Source organism: Streptomyces albidicamelliae (assembly GCF_025642175.1).
GTDB lineage: Bacteria > Actinomycetota > Actinomycetes > Streptomycetales > Streptomycetaceae > Streptomyces > Streptomyces albidocamelliae.
This window is the reverse complement of the sequence record NZ_CP106795.1, coordinates 3,545,662-3,566,208: the sequence shown is the minus strand read 5'-3', so window position 1 is coordinate 3,566,208 and position 20,547 is coordinate 3,545,662. Positions and strand designations below refer to the sequence as shown.

The 20,547-nt window shown below is 72.7% G+C and carries 12 protein-coding genes; 4 read left to right on the top strand and 8 right to left on the bottom strand.

The genetic code is table 11. The annotated features are described in order from the left end of the window. The first annotated feature begins 588 nt into the window (after positions 1-588). Positions 589-5,532, top strand: coding sequence for an NAD-glutamate dehydrogenase (locus N8I86_RS16385; RefSeq protein ID WP_073900127.1), 4,944 nt, complete (start codon positions 589-591; stop codon positions 5,530-5,532). Positions 5,533-5,708: 176 nt separating this feature from the next. Next, positions 5,709-7,217 carry a hypothetical protein gene (locus N8I86_RS16380; RefSeq protein WP_263278111.1) on the top strand — a complete coding sequence of 503 codons (1,509 nt, stop codon included), beginning with the start codon at positions 5,709-5,711 and terminating at the stop codon, positions 7,215-7,217. A gap of 66 nt (positions 7,218-7,283) precedes the next feature. Here the strand turns inward: N8I86_RS16380 and N8I86_RS16375 are convergent, their stop codons facing one another. The 4 genes from N8I86_RS16375 to N8I86_RS16360 all read right to left on the bottom strand — a co-directional run bounded on the left by N8I86_RS16375 (position 7,284) and on the right by N8I86_RS16360 (position 13,095). After that, positions 7,284-8,948: a glycosyltransferase family 2 protein gene (locus N8I86_RS16375; RefSeq protein ID WP_073900131.1), complete on the bottom strand. Its 1,665-nt coding sequence runs from the start codon at positions 8,946-8,948 to the stop codon at positions 7,284-7,286. Next, positions 8,945-11,185 carry a CDP-glycerol glycerophosphotransferase family protein gene (locus N8I86_RS16370; protein ID WP_263278110.1) on the bottom strand — a complete coding sequence of 747 codons (2,241 nt, stop codon included), beginning with the start codon at positions 11,183-11,185 and terminating at the stop codon, positions 8,945-8,947. Before N8I86_RS16370 ends, N8I86_RS16375 begins: the two co-directional genes overlap by 4 nt. A gap of 112 nt (positions 11,186-11,297) precedes the next feature. After that, complete coding sequence (locus N8I86_RS16365; RefSeq protein WP_185091346.1) at positions 11,298-12,188, bottom strand: ABC transporter ATP-binding protein; 891 nt, start codon at positions 12,186-12,188, stop codon at positions 11,298-11,300. Further along, a complete protein-coding gene (locus tag N8I86_RS16360; RefSeq protein ID WP_073900137.1) occupies positions 12,181-13,095 on the bottom strand; it encodes an ABC transporter permease in 915 nt (304 codons plus the stop codon). The genes N8I86_RS16365 and N8I86_RS16360 overlap by 8 nt, the downstream gene beginning before the upstream one ends. Before the next feature lie 204 nt (positions 13,096-13,299). Here N8I86_RS16360 and N8I86_RS16355 point away from each other — a divergent pair, with 204 nt between their 5' ends. Beyond that, positions 13,300-13,938, top strand: coding sequence for a TetR/AcrR family transcriptional regulator (locus N8I86_RS16355; protein WP_073900643.1), 639 nt, complete (start codon positions 13,300-13,302; stop codon positions 13,936-13,938). Positions 13,939-14,006: 68 nt separating this feature from the next. On the opposite strand, the gene galE is transcribed toward N8I86_RS16355, so the two are convergent. From galE to N8I86_RS16340, 3 genes are all read right to left on the bottom strand, one after another. Continuing rightward, complete coding sequence (galE, locus tag N8I86_RS16350) at positions 14,007-14,987, bottom strand: UDP-glucose 4-epimerase GalE (protein WP_263278108.1); 981 nt, start codon at positions 14,985-14,987, stop codon at positions 14,007-14,009. 83 nt (positions 14,988-15,070) lie between these two features. Next, positions 15,071-16,681, bottom strand: coding sequence for a glycosyltransferase family 2 protein (locus N8I86_RS16345; RefSeq protein ID WP_073900644.1), 1,611 nt, complete (start codon positions 16,679-16,681; stop codon positions 15,071-15,073). A gap of 44 nt (positions 16,682-16,725) precedes the next feature. Next, positions 16,726-17,997, bottom strand: coding sequence for a glycosyltransferase 87 family protein (locus tag N8I86_RS16340; RefSeq protein ID WP_263278107.1), 1,272 nt, complete (start codon positions 17,995-17,997; stop codon positions 16,726-16,728). Positions 17,998-18,316: 319 nt separating this feature from the next. Here N8I86_RS16340 and N8I86_RS16335 point away from each other — a divergent pair, with 319 nt between their 5' ends. After that, the gene (locus N8I86_RS16335) at positions 18,317-19,981 is read left to right on the top strand and encodes a glycosyltransferase family 39 protein (RefSeq protein ID WP_404830874.1); all 1,665 of its coding nucleotides are present in this window, start codon (positions 18,317-18,319) and stop codon (positions 19,979-19,981) included. Here the strand turns inward: N8I86_RS16335 and N8I86_RS16330 are convergent. Beyond that, positions 19,920-20,426: a MarR family winged helix-turn-helix transcriptional regulator gene (locus N8I86_RS16330; RefSeq protein WP_263278106.1), complete on the bottom strand. Its 507-nt coding sequence runs from the start codon at positions 20,424-20,426 to the stop codon at positions 19,920-19,922. The genes N8I86_RS16335 and N8I86_RS16330 overlap by 62 nt on opposite strands. Between the last annotated feature and the right edge of the window lie 121 nt (positions 20,427-20,547).

Below are 20,547 nucleotides of genomic sequence, written 5' to 3'. Positions count from 1 at the left end.
CCGGGACGGCCGCACCGTCCGCGCCGCCCTGGGCAACGTGCCTCCGCCGGGCTTGCTTGCCAAGGGGGCCCGTCGCTTTCAGGGTGCGGCCGTGGATAGCAGAACGCGAGCGGATCGGGCACCTCCGGCCGACCGGTTACGCCAAGCGAACCCGTCCCGGCGCTGTGCAGAACGTCAAAGTTCCCCCCTCGGTTTTGTACACATACGGCTCATGACGGGTCCGGGGTGAGGAGCGATAGCCTTATGGCGTGATCAGCGCGATATCTCGCGGGGACCTCCGTGTCCCTGCCCTGCGCCCGGGTTGCACGGAACACCTCCGTGACCGGGCGGCGGTCGCTGGTCTTCGCGGGCGGGACGGAGGCATGGACGCCTCCCGGAAGCCGAGGACACCCCTGGACACGGCGGCGCCACGACGGGCGTCTCAGCCGTCGGACGTGTCGAGAATGGCCGAATACCCCCCGCTCATCTCACCGCGCGGCATAGCGTCGGAACCGACCGGACACCCCGGGACGTGGCGTTGTGTCGCAGGGAAAGAGACCGTACTTCCTTCTACGTCACGCAACGGCGCGCGACAGGAGTCAGAGGACAATGCAGACCAAGCTGGACGAAGCCAAGGCCGAGCTGCTCGAGAGGGCCGCCCGGGTAGCTGAGAACAGCCCGGTCGGGGGGCACCTACCGACCGGGACGACGAACGAGGGCCCTCCCGGCACCCCGGACAGCGAGTCCGTGCTCACGTTCCTCCAGCGCTACTACCTGCACACCGCGCCGGAAGACCTCGCCGACCGCGACCCGGTCGACGCCTTCGGCGCAGCGCTCTCGCACTACCGGCTCGCCGAGAACCGCCCGCAGGGCACCGCGAACGTCCGGGTGCACACCCCGACCGTCGAGGAGAACGGGTGGACCTGCAGCCACACCGTGGTCGAGGTCGTCACCGACGACATGCCCTTCCTCGTCGACTCGGTCACCAATGAGCTGACCCGGCAGGGGCGCGGAATCCACGTCGTGATCCACCCGCAGTTCGTGGTCCGGCGCGACGTCACCGGCAAGCTGATCGAGGTCCTGCCGACCCCGGCCACCGGTGACCTCCCGCACGACGCGCACGTCGAGTCCTGGATCCACGTCGAGATCGACCGGGAGACCGACCGCGCCGACCTGAAGCAGATCTCCCTCGACCTGCTGCGCGTCCTGTCCGACGTCCGCGAGGCCGTCGAGGACTGGGAGAAGATGCGGGACACGGCGATCCGGATCGCCGACGGCCTGCAGGGCGAGCCCGCCCCCGGCGACCTGGCGAAGCCCGAGATCGAGGAAGCCCGCGAGCTGCTGCGCTGGCTGTCCGACGACCACTTCACGTTCCTCGGCTACCGCGAGTACCAGCTGCGCGACGACGACACGCTCGCCGCCGTGGCCGGCACCGGTCTCGGCATACTGCGCTCGGACCCGCACCACGCCGAGGACGAGCAGCACCCGGTCAGCCCCTCCTTCGAGCGGCTCCCCGCCGACGCCCGGGCCAAGGCCCGCGAGCACAAGCTGCTGGTGCTGACCAAGGCCAACAGCCGCGCCACCGTGCACCGGCCGTCGTACCTGGACTACATCGGCGTCAAGAAGTTCGACGCGGACGGCAACGTCGTCGGCGAGCGCCGCTTCCTCGGTCTGTTCTCCTCCGCCGCGTACACCGAGTCCGTGCGCCGGGTCCCGGTGATCCGCCGCAAGGTCGACGAGGTGCTGGCTCGCGCCGGGTTCTCGCCCAACAGCCACGACGGCCGCGACCTGCTCCAGATCCTGGAGACCTACCCGCGCGACGAGCTGTTCCAGACGCCGGCCGCGGAGCTCCAGGCCATCGCGACGAGCGTCCTCTACCTCCAGGAGCGCCGCCGGCTGCGGCTGTACCTGCGCCAGGACGAGTACGGCCGCTACTACTCGGCCCTCGTCTACCTGCCGCGCGACCGCTACACCACGGGTGTCCGCCTGCGGATCATCGACATCCTGAAGGAGGAGCTCGGCGGCATCAGCGTCGACTTCACGGCCTGGAACACCGAGTCGATCCTGTCCCGGCTGCACTTCGTCGTCCGTGTCCCGCAGGGCACCGAGCTGCCCCAGCTGTCCGACGCCGACAAGGAGCGCATCGAGGCCCGCCTGGTGGAGGCGGCCCGCTCCTGGACCGACGCGTTCGCCGAGGCGCTGACCGCCGAGTGCGGCGAGGAGCACGCGGCCGAGGTGCTGCGCCGCTACAACCACTCCTTCCCCGAGGGCTACAAGGCCGACCACTCCCCGCGCGCCGCGGTGGCCGACCTGGTCCACCTGGAGCAGCTGGGCGAGGACAAGACGTTCTCGCTGAGCCTGTACGAGCCGGTGGGTGCCGCGCCCGACGAGCGCCGCTTCAAGATCTACCAGAAGGGCGGCACGGTCTCCCTCTCCAAGGTCCTGCCGGTGCTCAGCATGCTGGGCGTCGAGGTCACCGACGAGCGGCCGTACGAGCTGCGCTGCGCGGACCGCACCACCGCCTGGATCTACGACTTCGGGCTGCGCATGCCGAAGTCGCTCGGCGGCGGCAACGGCGACTACCTCGGCGACGACGGCCGTGAGCGGTTCCAGGAGGCGTTCGCCGCGACCTGGACCGGCAAGGCGGAGAACGACGGCTTCAACGCCCTGGTGCTGAGCGCCGGGCTGACCTGGCGGCAGGCGATGGTGCTGCGCGCCTACGCCAAGTACCTGCGGCAGGCCGGTTCGACGTTCTCGCAGGACTACATGGAGGACACCCTCCGCGACAACGTCCACACCACGCGGCTCCTCGTCTCCCTGTTCGAGGCGCGGATGTCCCCGGAGCGGCAGAAGGCCGGCCTGGAGCTGATCGACGCCCTCCTCGAAGAGGTCGAAGCGGCCCTGGACCAGGTGGCGAGCCTGGACGAGGACCGCATCCTGCGGTCCTTCCTGACCGTCATCAAGGCGACCCTGCGCACGAACTTCTTCCAGGAGACGCTCGGCGCCAAGCCGCACGACTACGTCTCCATGAAGTTCGACCCGCAGGCCATCCCGGACCTGCCGGCCCCGCGCCCGGCGTACGAGATCTGGGTGTACTCGCCGCGCGTCGAAGGCGTGCACCTGCGCTTCGGCAAGGTCGCCCGAGGCGGTCTGCGCTGGTCCGACCGGCGCGAGGACTTCCGCACGGAGATCCTCGGCCTGGTCAAGGCGCAGATGGTGAAGAACACGGTCATCGTGCCGGTCGGCGCCAAGGGCGGCTTCGTCGCCAAGCAGCTGCCGGACCCGGCCGTGGACCGCGACGCCTGGCTGGCCGAGGGCATCGCCAGCTACAAGACGTTCATCTCGGCGCTGCTGGACATCACCGACAACATGGTGGCCGGCGAGGTCGTGCCGCCGCAGGACGTGGTGCGGCACGACGGCGACGACACCTACCTGGTGGTCGCCGCCGACAAGGGCACCGCGACCTTCTCGGACATCGCCAACGGCGTCGCCGAGAAGTACAACTTCTGGCTCGGCGACGCCTTCGCCTCCGGCGGCTCGGCCGGTTACGACCACAAGGGCATGGGCATCACCGCGCGCGGTGCCTGGGAGTCCGTGAAGCGGCACTTCCGCGAGCTGGGCGTGGACACGCAGAGCGAGGACTTCACGGTCGTCGGCATCGGCGACATGTCCGGTGACGTCTTCGGCAACGGCATGCTGCTCTCGGAGCACATCCGCCTGGTCGCCGCCTTCGACCACCGGCACATCTTCATCGACCCGAACCCGGACGCGGCCACCTCCTACGCCGAGCGCCGCCGCCTGTTCGAGCTGCCCCGCTCCAGCTGGGCCGACTACGACACCACGCTGCTGTCGGCGGGTGGCGGGATCTTCCCGCGCAGCGCCAAGGCGATCACGCTGAACGCGCACATCCGGGAGGCCCTCGGCATCGAGGAGAAGGTCTCCAAGATGACCCCGGCCGACCTGATGAAGACGATCCTCGAGGCGCCGGTCGACCTGCTGTGGAACGGCGGCATCGGCACGTACGTGAAGTCCTCGACGGAGTCGAACGCGGACGTCGGCGACAAGGCCAACGACGCCATCCGCGTCGACGGCGCCGACCTGCGGGTCAAGGTCGTCGGCGAGGGCGGCAACCTGGGCCTGACCCAGCTCGGCCGCATCGAGTTCGCGACGCACGGCGGGAAGATCAACACCGACGCCATCGACAACAGCGCCGGCGTGGACACCTCCGACCACGAGGTGAACATCAAGATCCTGCTGAACGGCCTGGTCACCGAGGGTGACATGACCGTGAAGCAGCGCAACAAGCTGCTCGCCGAGATGACCGACGAGGTCGGCGCGCTGGTCCTGCGCAACAACTACGCGCAGAACACCGCGCTCGCCAACGCGCTCCTGCAGGCCAAGGACATGCTCCACGCCCAGCAGCGGTTCATCCGCCACCTGGTGCGCGAGGGCCACCTGGACCGGGCGCTGGAGTTCCTGCCGAGCGACCGGCAGATCCGCGAGCGCCTCGGCCAGGGCCACGGCCTGACCGGTCCGGAGACGGCCGTCGTGCTGGCGTACACGAAGATCACGGTCGCCGAGGAGCTGCTGCACACCTCCCTGCCGGACGACCCGTACCTGCGCACCCTGCTGCACGCGTACTTCCCGACCGCGCTGCGCGAGCGGTTCGCCGAGGCCATCGACAACCACCCGCTGCGCCGTGAGATCACCACGACCGTGCTGGTCAACGACACGGTCAACACGGGCGGTACGACGTACCTGCACCGTCTGCGCGAGGAGACCGGCGCCTCGCTGGAGGAGATCGTCCGCGCCCAGACCGTGGCCCGTACGATCTTCTGCTCCGCGCCGGTGTGGGACGCGGTGGAGGCCCTGGACAACACGGTCGACGCGGCCGTCCAGACCCGCATCCGGCTGCACTCGCGCCGGCTGGTCGAGCGCGGCACCCGCTGGCTGCTCAACAACCGGCCGCAGCCGCTGCAGCTCGCCGAGACGGTCGAGTTCTTCGCGGAGCGGGTCGAGCAGGTCTGGCAGCAGCTGCCGAAGCTGCTGAAGGGCGCGGACCTGGAGTGGTACCAGCACGTGTACGACGAGCTGTCCGCGGCCGGCGTGCCGGACGAGGTGGCCACCCGGGTGGCCGGGTTCTCCTCCGCCTTCCCGGCGCTCGACATCGTCTCGGTGGCCGACCGCATGGGCAAGGAGCCGCTCGACGTCGCGGAGATCTACTACGACCTCGCCGACCGGCTGCACATCACCCAGCTGATGGACCGCATCATCGAGCTGCCCCGTGCCGACCGCTGGCAGTCCATGGCCCGCGCCTCCATCCGTGAGGACCTGTACGCGGCCCACGCGGCGCTCACCGCGGACGTCTTCGCCGTCGGCAACGGCGCGTCGTCGCCCGAGCAGCGGTTCACGGCGTGGGAGCAGAAGAACTCGGCGATCCTGAGCCGGGCGCGCACGACCCTGGACGAGATCCGCGGTTCGGACTCGTTCGACCTCGCCAACCTGTCGGTGGCGATGCGCACGATGCGGACGCTGCTGCGCACGCACTCGTAGCCGTACGGCACGCAGGCGCCCCGGGCACATCGCGGCCCGGGGCGCCTTCTTTCTTGCCCGCTCCTCGCCGGCTCCTTGCCGGGGACGGGCGGTGAATTCACCGTTTCCTGCTGGTGGGTCCGATTCGGATAGGGTCTGCGGTGTGACACCGAACCCCGTCGAGTCATGCCCGCAGGATGCGTCCCGCGCCGTCTGACCTGGAGCCGGTGAGCCGGACAGCGCCCGCGGACGGCACCGCGCGGGCCGGCCGGTCACTGCCTCGGGTCGCCGCCGCGCTCGTCCTGGTGCTGCTGCTCCTGGTGATCGCCCGCCTGCCGTGGGCGGGCGACCTCGGCATGCACGCGGCCACGGTCCAGCGGCTGCGGCACAGCCTCCTGGACCCCGGCAACCCGCTGGTCGACGCCGACACGCCGAGTCCGTACTACTCGCCGTGGACGCTGGTGCTGGGCGTGCTGGCCAGGCTCACGGGCCTGTCGGTGTTCGTCGTGCTGCGCATCGGCGCGCTCGTCGGGCTCGGGCTGCTGGTCACGGGTGTCCTGCGGTACGTCCGCACCCTGAGCTCCCACCGGGCCGCGCCCGCGTTGGCGTTGCTGTGCCTGCTCCTGTTGTGGGGCCCGCTGCTGTTCGCGTGGAGCGGCTTCCTCGGCCTGAACTCCCTGGCGCTGACGGTGTCGTACCCGAGTGTGTTCGCGCTGGGGCTCGGCTTCCACTTCTGGGCGTGGCTGACCCGTGCGGTGCGCGGGACGGCGGCGTGGGGGACCTGGGTGGCGCTCGGCGTGCTGTGGGCGCTGATCCTGCTGTGCCACCAGTTCACCGGTGTCGTGGCGTCGCTGGGCGCGGCGGCCGCGGTGCTCGCGGCGCGGCCCGCGCGGGCGGTGCTGCCCCGGCTCGGCGCCGCGCTCGCCTCGGGGCTGCTCGTGCTGTGGCTGTGGCCCTACTACGACTTCTTCGCCCTGTTCTCCGCCGGGGCGGACCTGGAGGCGATCCACCGGCCGCTGTACGAGCACCTGGCCGCGCGGTTCGGGCTGGTGCTGCTCGGTGTGGTGGCCCTGGCGTGCCGCGCGCGCCGGGACCGCCGGGATCCCCTGGTGCTGTTCTTCGTGCTCGGTGTGCTGGTGTTCGCCGCGGGCGGGCTGACCGGACACTACTCGTGGGGCCGTGCCCTGCCGGCGGCGCTGATCCCGGCCCAGCTGGCGGCCGCGCTGGAGACGGTGTCGGCCGGGCGGCGGGCGGTGCGGGCCGGGTGGGCGTGCGTGCTGGGCGCGGCGCTCGCGGTGGGGGCGTGGACGCAGGCCGGGACGCTCGGGTACGTCGTCCCGAGGGACCGGCTGCCCGCCGCGGTCGCCGCGAAGTACCGCACGCCGTGGGCGGGTTACCAGTGGATCACGCGGGCGGGGGTGCGGTACGGGGACGTGGTGATGGCGCGCACGTTCCCGGCGCGGCAGATCCCCGCGTACGGGCCGTACACGGTGGCGCCCGGCTATCCGGACGTGTTCCTCCCGGACGCGGACCGGAGGGCCGCGGCGGTCACCCGGTACTTCGGCGGGTCCGCCGCGCAACGGCGCGGGATCGTCCGGGAGTACGGGGTGCGGTGGGTGGTGGGACCGGAGAGCCTCGCCGGGCCCGGCCTGCGGAAGGTCACCGCGGGCCCGGGCGGCCAGGTCCTGTACCGCGTGGTGCCCTGAGCGGTCCCCGCACGCGGGGCTGTCCGCTCACCGGCGCCGGGCTCGGCCGCCGCCGGACCGGGCCCCTCACCGCAGCAGGCTGGACAGCAGCTTCGCCGCCTTGCGCACCTTCGGGCGGGCCAGGCGGCGGACCACCGGGCGGACCACGTGGGCCGTCACTCCGACCGGCCGCCAGCGCAGTTGCAGCCGGCCGGGGTTGCGGCCCTCCGGTTCGGCCGTGACCTCGTGCGGGATCGTGCCGGAGCGGTAGTCGACGCGGGCGGTGCGCGCGGGGAAGTCGAGGGGGGCCAGCAGCAGCCCCGTGTGGGACAGCCCCTGCTGCTGCAGGCGGACCATCGGGTGGCGCACGCCCTCGAAGCCCTGCAGCGGGATCGGGGCGGCGGCGAGGTCCAGGCGGACGGTGCCCTCGAAGACGCCGGGACGCACCGGGTCCAGCCGGAAGGGAACCGTCATCCGGCGCCCGCCGGGAGCCAGCAGCAGGCCGGCGCGCTGCGGGCCGACGGGCAGGCGGAGCCCGGGGTCGTACGTACGGACGGCGAGGGTGAGGGACGCGCCCGGGCCCGGGGTCAGCTCGGTGATCTCGTGCCGGAACTGCGCGCTGGGGAACGGGCGGGTGTCCAGCTCCAGGTCGGACAGGTCCAGCTCACGGCGGGCCTCGGCCGAGTCCGGCACCCGGTCGCCCCAGTACGGGACACCGGAGTCGTCGGAGGTGGTGCGGCGGGGCGCCACCCCGTGCCCGAGGCCCCGGGCCGCGATCCGGGCGTCGGCCGTGCGGCCGTCCCGCAGCAGTCGCAGCACCACCCGTTCCGGGCGGGGCAGCCGGGCGTACGCGCCGGGGGCCAGGGTGTCCAGGTAGGGGTTCATGATCGCGGTGAAGGAGTCCAGCCACTCCTCGTCCCGGAAGGGCAGGTCGCCCGCGTACATCCGGAAGTCGTGCTTGAGGAACTTGTAGTCCTTGTCCTCCCGCAGCCCCGCGTGCCCGCTGCCGACGAGGAAGTCGTCGATCAGGCGCTGGACGTGGACGCGGTCACGGACGTTGGAGATCTTGTGCCGCTGGTTGGAGATGGACGCGGAGTCCGCCGCCGCGAACGGTTCGATGTACCAGGTGTACACGGGGTCCGGGATGATCGTGAACGCCTCGGCCAGGCAGTACGCCTGCGCCGAGAACAACTGGTCCTCGTAATGGATGCCCTCGGGGAAGCGCAGCTCGTGGCGGTCCAGGAAGGACCGGGCGTACATCTTGCTCGTGGACAGGTGCTCGAAGAAGAGCCGCGGGTCGGCGTCGATGCCCTCCACGGTGCGGCGCTCGGCGACCACGTGCGGCATCCACGTGGAGCGGCGCCCGTTGTCCACGCGGACCCGCCGCACCGCGCCCATGGTGAAGTCCACCTCGCGCTCGCGGTGCGCGGCCAGCAGCGACTCGACCGCGCGGGGCGGGAGTTCGTCGTCGCTGTCGAGGAACATCAGGTACGGCGCCCGGGCGATCTCGATGGCCCGGTTGCGCGGGGCGCTGCAGCCGCCGCTGTTCTCCGGCAGGCGCAGGTAGCGGATGCGGTGGTCCTGCGCCGCCAGCTCCCGTGCCACGGCGGGCGTGTCGTCGGTGGAGTGGTCGTCGCTGATGACGATCTCGATGTCGGTGTGCGTCTGCGCGCGCAGGGAGGCGACCGCGCGGGGGAGACGGGCCGCGTCGTTGTAGACGATGACCGTGACGGTGACGTCGGGGCTCGTCATGCCGTGGCCTCCTCGGGCGTCGGGGCGGGCGTGCGTTCCTCCAGCGGGAGCACCGGGGGCAGCGCCTCCTCGGGTTCGCCGAGGAACACCCGCCGTACGACCCGCTCGGCGGCGCGGCCGTCGTCGTACTCGCAGAACCGCCGCCGGAACGTGGCCCGTGCCTTGGCCGCGCTGTCGTCGCGCCAGGCGCCGGAGGCGAAGATCTCCGTCAGCTCCTCCTGGCTGCGGGCCACCTGGCCGGGGTGCTCGGCCATCAGGTCGAAGTAGACGCCGCGGGTGGTGCGGTAGGTCTCCCAGTCGTCGGCGTGGATGACGATCGGGCGGTCCAGGTTGGCGTAGTCGAACATGATCGACGAGTAGTCCGTGACCAGGGCGTCGGCGGCCAGGCACAGCTCCTCGACCGGGTCGTAGGAGGAGACGTCGATGATCCGGCCGGACCGGCGCAGTCCGGTCAGCGGGGAGGCCGCGCCGCCGTAGAAGTAGTGGGCGCGGACGAGGAGGACGGTGTCCTCGCCGAGGCGGTCCGCGAGGGCGGCGAGGTCGAGGCGCGGGGTGAACCCGGCCTCGTAGTCGCGGTGGGTGGGCGCGTAGAGGACGGCCGTCCGGCCCGGCGCGATGCCGAGGCGGGCGCGGGCGGCGCGGACGTCGGCGGCCGTGGCCCGGTAGTAGACGTCGTTGCGCGGGTAACCGTGGTCGAGGGAGGTGTACCGGGCCGGGTAGGCACGCTCCCACATCCGGGTCGAGTGGCTGTTGGCGCTGACGCTGTAGTCCCACTTGTCGATGCGGCCCAGCAGCGCCGCGAAGTCCAGGCCCTTGGCGGCGGCCGGATGGTCCATCTGGTCCAGGCCCATGCGCTTGAGCGGGGTGCCGTGGTGGGTCTGGAGGTGGATCGCGTCGGGGCGTTTGACCACCGCGCCGGGGAAGTTGACGTTGTTCGTCAGGTACTTGGCGCTCGCCATGGTCTCCCAGTAGCGCCGGGTGCCCGGGACGACGTGGTCCGTGCCGGGCGGCAGCAGGGCCGCGTTGTCCTTGCTCACCACCCACACCCGGCGGATGTGCGGGGCCAGTTCGGCGAGTTCGGCGGCGATCGCGGCCGGGTTGCAGGCGACCCCGCGGTCCCAGTAGGCGGCGAACACGGCCAGTTCGGGGTCCACGGGCCGGCTCAGGGCGCGGCGGTACTGGTGGTCGCGGACCTTGGCGCCCACCTGGCGCTTGCAGGAGCGGACGGCCGTGCGGGCGGCGCGGCGGGCGCGGTTGCCGGCCTGGAACGCGCGGTACCTGGTGTAGGCGCCCTCCTCCAGCAGGGCGTGCCGTACGCCTTCGAGGCCCGGTGGGCGCTGGTGGCCCTCGGGGCGCCAGCGCACCGCGGCGAGGGAGGCGCGGCGGAAGAACTCCCGGGCCACCGGCTCGGGCAGGTCCTCGCGGGCGAAGGTGCGCACCAGGTCCCGCACCATCAGGTCGTACAGCACCGCGTGGACGGTACGGCGGTTTTCGGCGAGCGGCAGCAGGGACTCGTAGCGTTCGATGAGCGTGAGCCGGTGCGCGGGTGCCCGCGGCGGCAGGCTCTCGGGGCGCAGCACGCGGTTCTCGTACGCCACTTGGTTCAGGCAGGCGATCCGGTCGGCGAGCAGCAGGACCGTGTGGGCGGCGAGCGGTTCGTCCTCGGTGGTGAACCGCGCCTCGTGAGCCCGCCAGAAGTCGGCGCGCAGGGCACGGTTGCCGAGCAGCGGGGCGAGGCGCAGCAGGTCGGCGCGTCCGTCCAGGGTGCGGCTCTCGCGGCCGACCGCGGCGAGGTGGCGGCCGTCGCGGGAGGGCGCGGCGGTGGTCTGCCAGGTGGTGGTGACGTGGTCGAAGAGGAGCACGTCGACCGGGGCGGCGGGGGCGTCACGGGTCCCGGACGCCTCCGTGCCCGCCGCGGCGTCGAGTTCGGCGGCCCGCTCGGCGATCAGGCGGGGCGCGCCGGCCGGCAGGCCGTCCTTGGCGTGCACGAAGTGCAGCCAGCGGCCGGACGCGCGGGCCGCGCCGGCCGCCCGGGCCGCCGCGTCGCCGGTGCCCTCCGGCAGCGGCACGACGAGCGTCTCGGGGGCGTGGCGTCCGGCCGTCTCCTGTGCCCAGTCGCCGACCGCGGCGACGATCACCTCGGCGTCGGGGAGCGGGTGGGCCTCCAGCGAGTCGAGCAGTTCGGTCAGATGCCCCTGTGCGTTCGGTCCGTAGACGATCACGCTGAGACGGGGCATCACTGGGGCTCCTTCGGCTCGTCGGCTCCGGACTCCCTCCCCAACATACCGTCATTAAGCGTATGAAAGGGAAAACAAGGCCCCAAGTGTGGGCCGTGCGGGTGAACCGGACTCAGGAAGGAAGAGAGGCTTTCGGCGCGCCCGGTTGCGGTACCCCCGCCTCGGCGGTGTCCGCCTTCGGCGCGGGCTTCTTGGCGGCCGGCTTCTTCGGGGCGGGCTTCTTGTCGCCGGTGAAGGCCTCGTACTCCTTCATGACGTCCTCCGTCGGCCCGTCCATGCGCAGCTCGCCGCGCTCCAGCCACAGGACCCGCTCGCAGGTGTCACGGATCGACTTGTTGTTGTGACTGACCAGGAAGACCGTGCCCGCGTGCCGGCGCAGCTCGCGGATCCGGGCCTCGGAGCGCTTCTGGAAGGACCGGTCGCCGGTGGCGAGGGCCTCGTCGATCAGCAGGACGTCGTGGTCCTTGGCGGCGGCGATGGAGAACCGCAGCCGGGCCGCCATGCCGGAGGAGTACGTGCGCATCGGCAGGGTGATGAAGTCGCCCTTCTCGTTGATCCCGGAGAAGTCGACGATGTCCTGGTAGCGCTCCTTGATCTGCTCCCGGGACATGCCCATAGCGAGACCGCCGAGGTGGACGTTGCGCTCGCCCGTCAGGTCGTTCATCAGGGCCGCGTTGACGCCGAGCAGGGAGGGCTGGCCGTCCGTGTAGATGTGGCCGTTCTCCACCGGGAGGAGTCCGGCGACCGCCTTGAGCAGGGTGGACTTGCCGGAACCGTTGGTGCCGATGAGCCCGATGGCCTCACCCTTGTAGGCGGCGAACGACACCTTCTTCACCGCGTGCACCCGGCGGACGCCGGACGCCTTCTCGGTCTGCTTGCGCCGCAGCATGCGGTTGAGGGCGGCGGTGGCGGTGCCGCGGCCCGCGCCGGTGCCGTTGACCCGGTAGACGATGTCGACGTCGTGGGCGACGACGGTGGGGATCTTCTCGGTGTGCTCAGCCACGGCCGTACGTCTCCTCAGCCTTCCAGAAGTAGATGAAGCCGCCGACGCCCGCGAGCAGGGCCCAGCCCGTGGCCGCCGCCCACGCGTGCGGGGGCAGCTGGTGGGCGTGGAAGCTGTCGATCAGGGCGAACCGCATCAGGTCGATGTAGACGGCGGCCGGGTTGAGCTGGAGCAGGATGGTGACCACGTGCGGCAGCTTGTCGCCCTTGGTGATCTTGTCGATGCTCCACATCACCCCGGACACGTACATCCAGGTGCGCAGCACGAAGGGCATCAGCTGGGCGATGTCCGGGGTCTTGGCGCCCATGCGCGCCATGATCATGGACACGCCGGCGTTGAAGGTGAACTGCAGGACGAGCACCGGGAGCGCCAGCACCCAGGAGGCGGCGACCGGCACGCCGAAGCAGAGCAGGATGACGACCAGCGCGGCCATCGAGAACAGCAGCTGCTGGAGCTGCTGGAGCGCGAAGGAGATCGGCAGGGCGGCGCGCGGGAAGTGCAGGGCGCGCACCAGGCCGAGGTTGCCGGCGATCGCGCGGGTGCCGGCCATGATCGAGCTCTGCGTGAACGTCCAGATGAACACGCCGGTGACCAGGAACGGCACGTAGTCCGGCACGTTGTGCTTGGTGTTGAGCAGCACGCCGAAGATGAAGTAGTAGACCGCCGCGTTCAGCAGCGGGGTCATGACCTGCCAGACCTGGCCGAGCTTGGCCTGGCTGTACTGCGCGGTGAGCTTGGCGGTGGAGAACGCGGCGATGAAGTGGCGCCGGGCCCACAGCTGGCGGACGTACTCCGCCAGGGTCGGGCGGGCGCCGCTGACCGACAGTCCGTGCCGGAGCGCGAGCGCCGTGAGGTCGTCGTCGGCGGGGGCCCGGGTGGGGGGCGGTGTGTGGAGTACCTGGCTCACATCCGCTGCTTTCGCTCGGGGGGAGGGGGTGCTGCGCCCGGCCGTCGCCGGGGCCGCCGTGTCCGTGCCCGTCGTCCGGCGTTTCCTTACGGTTCTCTTCATGTTCTCTTACGTCGGGACGGGACCGTATCGTCGTGACGTGAGCGTAGGCCCAATGAACGTCGGAACGCAACCGTTTCGTCGTAACGCCCTATGCTGTTCGGTATGACGACGAACGCCGACGAGTCCGCCGACGTGCCGCCGACGCGTCCGCGCCGCCGGGCGCCCGCCGGGGCCGCCGTGCTCCGGGAGGACGTGACCGAGGCCATCCGGGCCGCCGTCTTCGAGGAACTCGCGGCCGTCGGCTACGCGCGCATGTCCATCGAGGGCATCGCCCGCCGGGCGGGCGTGGGCAAGACGGCGGTCTACCGGCGCTGGCGTTCGAAGCTGCACCTGGTGCTGGACGTCGTCTCGGCGATGGCGGTCCTGGGCTTCCCGGTCCCCGACACGGGCTCCCTGGAGGGCGATCTGCGCCTGCTCTACGAGGTCACGTCCCGTGCCCTGCGCCACCCCGTGGCCTCGCAGATCATCCCCGACCTCCAGGCCGAGGCGGCCCGCAACCCCGAGATCGCCGAGGCCTTCCAGAAGGCCCTGCGGGACGGTCAGGAGGGGGTGGCCAGCAAGATCGTGGCGGCGGCCGCGGAGCGGGGCGAGATCCGCGCGGGCGTCGACGCCGGCCTGACGCTGGACCTGATCTCCGGCCCCCTGTACTGGCGCTCGGTGGTGACCCGCTCCCCGAAGCTCCCCAAGGGGTACCTGGAGCGGCTGGCCCGGGCCACGGCGGGCGCGCTCAAGGCGCTGTGACGGCCGCGGCGCCGGGCCGCCGCCGCAGAGCGCGGACCCCGGCGCCCGGCCCGTCGCCCGGGGCGGTCCTACGAGCGCGCCGCCCGCGGGTGGTGCCGCACCCAGCCCTCCCAGGCCGACGTGATCATGTCGTGCACGTCGTACTTGGCCTGCCAGCCCAGTTCCGTGGCGATCCGGTCGGCGGAGGCGACGACGCGGGCGGGGTCGCCTGGGCGGCGCGGGGTGACGGTCGGCGGACGGTCGTAGCCCGTCACCGCGTTGATGCGGTCGATCATCTCCCGCACGGAGACGCCCTCCCCGCGGCCGATGTTCAGGGTGAGGCCGGTGCCGGGGGCGGACCCCAGCGCGCGGGCGACGGCGACATGGGCCTCCGCCAGGTCGACCACGTGGATGTAGTCGCGCACGCAGGTGCCGTCCGGCGTCGGGTAGTCGTCGCCGAAGATTCGTGGCGGCGCGCCCTCGGTGAGCTTCTCGAAGACCATCGGGATCAGGTTGAACACGCCGGTGTCGGCGAGTTCGGGCGTCGCCGCGCCCGCCACGTTGAAGTAGCGCAGCGACGCGGTGGCGAGGCCCGTCGCCCGGCCCGTGGCACGGACCAGCCATTCGCCGGCCAGCTTCGTCTCGCCGTACGGCGACATCGGGTGGCAGGGGGTCTCCTCCGTCACCAGGTCCACGTCCGGCATGCCGTAGACGGCCGCCGAGGAGGAGAAGAGGAAGGACGGCACTTCCGCCGCCGTCACCGCCTCCAGCAGCACCCGCAGGCCCTCGACGTTCTCGCGGTAGTAGTGCAGGGGGAGGTCCACCGACTCGCCGACCTGCTTCTTCGCCGCCAGGTGGACCACGCCGGTGATCCCGTGCTCGGCGAGCGTGCGGGCCACGAGCCCCGCGTCCAGGGTCGAACCCTCGACCAGGGGCACCTCGGCCGGTACGCGCCCGGCGACGCCCGTGGACAGGTCGTCGTACACGACCGTGCGCTCACCCGCCTCGGCCATCGCCCGTACGACATGCGCCCCGATGTAGCCGGCGCCGCCGGTGATCAGCCAGGTCATTGCGGCCGTCCCCTCGTCCTGGTCCCGGTCGTCCCGGTCCCGGTCGTCTCGGTCCCCGGTGTCGGACAGGCAGCCGGGCCCTCTCAGTGAAGCAGGCGGCGCAGCCGGCCGCGGACCACCGCGGCGACTCCGCGCGGTCCCGCGGCCACGCGCAGGGCCAGCGCGCCGGAGTGGGTCGCGTACGGCTGCACCAGGAGCACCCCGTGGCGGGCGTCCGGGACGGCGTGCCGGCGCAGCCGGCCGGCGCCCGCGGACGCGTGCGCCGTGACCTCCCGTCGCCCGCCGTCCGCGAACCGGAGCGTCAGCCGCAGGTCCCACACGCCCCCGCCGAGCCCGGCCAGGTCGACGGGCACCACCGCCGTCCAGGTGCCGGCACGGTCCGGCGACAGAACCGCCGTCGTCCGCCCGGCCGTCCGGTCGTCCTCCCGGGACTGCCAGCGCACGTCCACCTCCCGCGGGCCCGCCCCGGCCACCCTCCCGTACAGCTCGTGCAGCCGCAGACGCAGGAGCGTGGCACGCGCGCGCGGGCGCAGTTCCGCGTCCACCGCGAGCGGCAGCAGACGAACGGGACGGGTGAGCAGGGGGGTGAGGGTGACCTCGGGCAGGTCCGCGGACCAGACGGGGGTGCCGTCGGCGTCGCGGGCGCAGGGCGGGAGCAGCCGCGCGGGCCGGGCGGCGAGTTCGCGCAGCCGGGGCAGGTCGCGCGGCTCGGGCGACGCCAGCACGACCCGGGCCAGCAGCGGGCCGGGGGCGGCGGGGTTCCGCTCCCAGTCGTCGGCGTCGTAGCGCGCGAGGTACTCACGGGTGTGCGCCCACCACGCGCGCCGGTAGTCCGCGTCGCGCAACCCCAGTTCACGCACGTACATGCGCACGTCGTGGTCGAGGAACTTGGCCCGCGCCGCCCGTGCCAGCTCCTTCTGCCCGGCGCCCAGCAGGATGTCGTACGCCAGCGCGCACGCCTCGACGCGCGCCCTCCAGTTGTCGATGTGCTCCCGGTCCAGGGAGAGCGACAGCCGCTCGGCCGACCGGCGCACGTGCCACACGTACACCGGGTCCGGTACGAGCGCGACGCGCGGGCCGGCGGCCAGGACGCGCGCGGTGAAGACGAAGTCCTCGTAGAGGAAACGGCCCTCGGGGAAGCGGATGCCGTGCCCGCGCAGGAAATCGGTGCGGTACAGCTTGTTGACGCACAGCGTGTCGTGGACGAGGCGCGGGCGCTGGGAGGGGCGCGCGAGGACGGCGGGCGCCGTGTAGAGCGAGGGCTGCCACGGCTGCTCGCGGCCCGACGGCAGCTCCCGGCGCACGCACAGGCCGCTCGCCACCTCGGCCTTCGCCCCGGCCGCCGCGGCCAGCAGCGCGCCCACCGCGCCCGGCGGCAGGACGTCGTCGCTGTCCAGGAACATGACGTACGGCGCCGTCACCGCGTCGATCCCGGTGTTGCGGGGGCTGCCGCAGCCGCCGCTGTTCACCTCCCGGCGCACCACCCGCAGCCGGGGCTCGCCGGCGGCCAGTCGGCCGAGCAGCTCGGCGCTGCCGTCGGTGGAGCGGTCGTCCACGGCGATCACCTCGGCGACGGCGCCGCCCTGGGCGAGGGCCGAACGCACCGCGTCGCCCACGTGGGCGCGGTCGTTGTAGCCGATGACGACGACGGCGGCCTGCGGCGCCGGGTGCTGGTCTGGCGAGTCTGGATGCATGAGGTCCACGGGCCGGGAGCGTAGAAATGTTCAGTAATACCCGGTTAAGAGGCAGTTAGTGCTCGGTCCGGAAGACGGTCGGAAACGGGCCGGGGTTCCGTCCGTGGCAGGTTCTTCACGGCCGGCGGTCTCGCGGCACGCCACAGCCGCACGAAGGACAGCACCGCGGCGGCGGCCAGCAGCGCGTTGCGGGCCAGCATCAGCAGGCAGCCGGTCCAGGTGCCGTCGACCACGTCCTGGTAGCACATCGGGAACGCCACCGTGCTCAGCGCCGACGCCCCGAGGATCAGCACCGCCACCGGGCGCTGACTGGTGTGCCGCGAGGTCAGGCACACGGCCGCGAGCCCCAGCAGCCAGATCATGTACTGCGGGCTGATGACCCGGCTGGTGACGGTGAACAGCAGCACCGCGCTCAGCGCCGCGTCGAACGGTGTCGCCTCGGTCCAGCGGCGCGCCCGCACCCGCCACAGCACCAGCAGCCCGAAGGCGGTCGCCGTGAGCGCGAGGGAGGCGGCCGCGACGGCGTCCACGTGCGGGCCGATCAGCTCGATCGCGCCGTACTGGTAGCGGTGCCGGCCGGGCCAGCCGGCGTGCCGGGCGAGGTTGAGGGCGGTCCCGCCGAGCGACTCGATCTGCACCCCGCGGCCGCCCTGCTCCCGCACGAAGGAGAACGGGTCGTTGAACGACAGGGCCAGCAGTCCGAGGGCGGCGGTCCCGGCGGTCGCGGCCCAGCTCCACGCCGTGCGGGTCACCCGTCCGGGGGGCGTGCCGAGCAGCGCGAGCGCCGGCCACACCTTCACCAGCCCGCCCAGCGCCCCCAACACCCCGCCCCCGCGCGGGGAGCGCGCGACCGTCAGCAGGCAGAGTACGGCGAGGGCGGTGACCTCGATGTCGTACCGGGCGAGCGGGACGTGCAGCAGCAGCGGCAGCCCGCCCGCCCACAGGGCGGCGCCGCGCAGGCTGCGTCCGGGCCGGGTGCCCGCGCGGAGCAGCGCCGCCGCGATCAGCGCGTCCGCGGCCAGGGTCAGCGTCACGAAGGCCTGGAAGTACGTCAGTCCCGGGAGCAGGCCCGGCGCCAGCAGGACCGGTCCGGCGCCCGGCGGGTACTGCCACAGCGTGTCCTGCGCCGGGAAGGAACCGTGCGCGAGGACGCCGTACCAGTGGAAGTACAGCCGCCGCACCTCACGGGCCACCGAACCGCCGCCGAGCAGCGGGGAGCTGTCGTGGACGAGCAGCCACAGCATCAGCGCGCGGCCGGCGAGCCAGAGGGAGGTGAGGGCGAGGACCGGGCCGGGGGTGACACGGAGACGGTTCATCACATGGGAGCCTAAGCGGTACGGATGGTGTATCCATGCCGATACGCCGTCAATGCGCGGCAAAGGTTGGCTAATCGCAAAAGATCGGGCCGTGGTGAACCTCGGGCTTCCTGTGAAACAGCAGTCACGCCGGACGGCTGAAGCGACGGCTGCCGCCCTTATGGGTGCAACGACGCAGCCGCCGATCGGTGCTTCGGAGCCGGCCTCGGCGCGCGTGTCGTGCCAGGTGCCCGGCGCGCGGGCCCGCCGTGCGCTGTCCGTGGGGGTGCCCGCGCTGGTGATACTGGCGATCGCGCTGTGGGGGCTCGACCGGGGTGGCATGTGGCGTGACGAGGCGGTCACCTTCCAGGTCGGGCGCCGCACGGTGCCGCAGATCTGGCGGCTGCTGCACGACGTCGACGCGGTGCACGGCCTGTACTACCTCGTGATGCACCCCGTCCTCGCCGTCCACCCCGGGGAGGTCGTGCTGCGGCTCCCGTCGGCGTGCGCGGCGGCGGTGACGGCCGCTCTGGTGGCCGCGCTCGGCACCCACTTGGTCCGGCCGCGCGTCGGACTGTGGGCCGGACTGCTCTACGCCGTCGCCCCGATGGCCGGTCACTACGCGCAGGAGGGCCGCTCGTACGCCCTGGTCGCGGCCGGCGCCACCGGGGCGACCCTGCTCTTCGTCCGGGCCGTGCGCACGGGCTCGTGGTGGGCGTACGGCACCGTCCTCGGCGTCACCTGCTGGCTGCACGAGTTCGCGGTGCTGCTGCTGCTCGCCCACGCGGTGTCGCTGGCGCTCGCCCGGGCCGGGGGAGCGGTGTGGCGGGGCTGGGGGCGGGCAGCGGTCGCGGTCGCCCTCTCGCTGCTGCCGATGGTCCTGGTGTCCCGCGGGCAGGCGGCACAGGTCGCCTGGCTGCGCCGGCCGACCGCGGACACGGCGGAGGGGCTGCTGCGGTTGTTCCTGGGGCCGGCGGACGGGGTGTACCGGGTGTGCCTGGGGCTGGCCCTGCTCGGGCTCGCGGGGCTGGTGCGGCGGCGCGGCGAGCTCACCTGCGCGGGAGTGGCGCTGCCGTTGGCGGTGGTGCCGCCGGGGGTGCTGATGCTGCTGTCCCAGATCTCCCCGCTGTACGTCGACCGCTACGTGCTCTACGCCCTCGGCGGCGCCCCCCTGCTGGTGGCGTGCGGAGCGGAGCGGGTCGCCCGGGTCGCGGGACGGCTGTGGGCCGAGCGGCCGGCCGGGGTGGCGGTGCGGGCCCGGCGCCGCGGCCGGGCGGGTCGGCGCCCGTCGGCGCGGCCGTCCGCCGAGCCGCTGTCCGGGCTGGTGCCGCTCGGCGGTGCGGTCCCGCCGACCGGCTCGGCGGAGCGGTTCGACCTGGTGCCGCCTCCGGACCCGGCGCCGCACGGTGACCCGGTGCCGGTGTCCGGCCCGGCGGTGCCTGCGGCCCCGCGGAGGCGGGTCCCGGTGGGCGTTTTCGTCGCCGCCGGGGTGGCGGCCGTCGCCGTCGTGCTGCTCCAGCAGCTTCCCCTGCTCCAGGCCGACCGGAGCCCCGGCCGGCGGCCCGACGATCTCGCCGCCGTCTCCCGGATCGCCGCACGCGCGCTGCGGCCCGGGGATCCGGTGCTGTTCCTGCCAGTGCAGACGCGCAACGTGGCCCTCACCTACCCGGGGGCGTTCCGCGGCACGCGGGACGTGGCCCTGGTGGAGGGCGCCGCCGCGTCCGGGACCCTGTACGGCCGTGAGGCCGGACCCGATGAGCTGCGCCGCAGGCTGGCCCGGCTGGACCGGGTCAGGGTCGTCGCCGACCAGGCGCTGCTCGCCGGCGGCTGGACGCCCCGCAACGCCGCCGAACGCGCCAAACTCGCCGTGCTGCGGACGGAGTTCGTGCCCGGCGAGGAGACGGTCCGGGAAGGGGTGACCGTACGGCTCTACGTCCGCCGCGCTAGCGGACGTCCGCCGCTTCCGCCGCTTCCGCCGACGCCGCCGCGTCCAGCGCGAGGGTGAGCCGGTCGAGGCGTTCGCGCAGCTCGCCGATCTCCGCCAGGTCGAAGCCGGTCGCCGCCGCGATCCGCCGCGGCACCTCCAGGGCCCGCTCGCGCAGCGCCCCGCCCTCCTCGGTGAGCCGCACCTGCACGGACCGCTCGTCCCGGGCGCTGCGCTCGCGGCGTACGAGACCGGCCACCTCCAGCCGCTTGACCAGCGGGGAGAGCGTGCCGGAGTCGAGCCGCAGATGTTCACCGAGCTTCTTCACGGGCAGGTCGCCGTGTTCCCAGAGGACCAGCATCACGAGGTACTGGGGATAGGTGAGGCCGAGGTCCTTGAGGATCACGCGGTAGACGCCGTTGAAGGCGCGGGAGGCGGCGTGCAGGGAGAAGCAGATCTGGCGGTCCAGGCGGAGCCAGTCGCTGCCGGCGGCGGCGGAAGTCTGCGGGGTGGGCGAGGCGGTCATGCCTCCAGGGTAGCTCTTGCGAACCATAAAGTTGTGCACAACTTAATTGTGTGCTCTACTCGTACTCGCGACGGACCGCCAACGGACCCCGCGACGCACTTCACACCGAGAGGGATGGTCT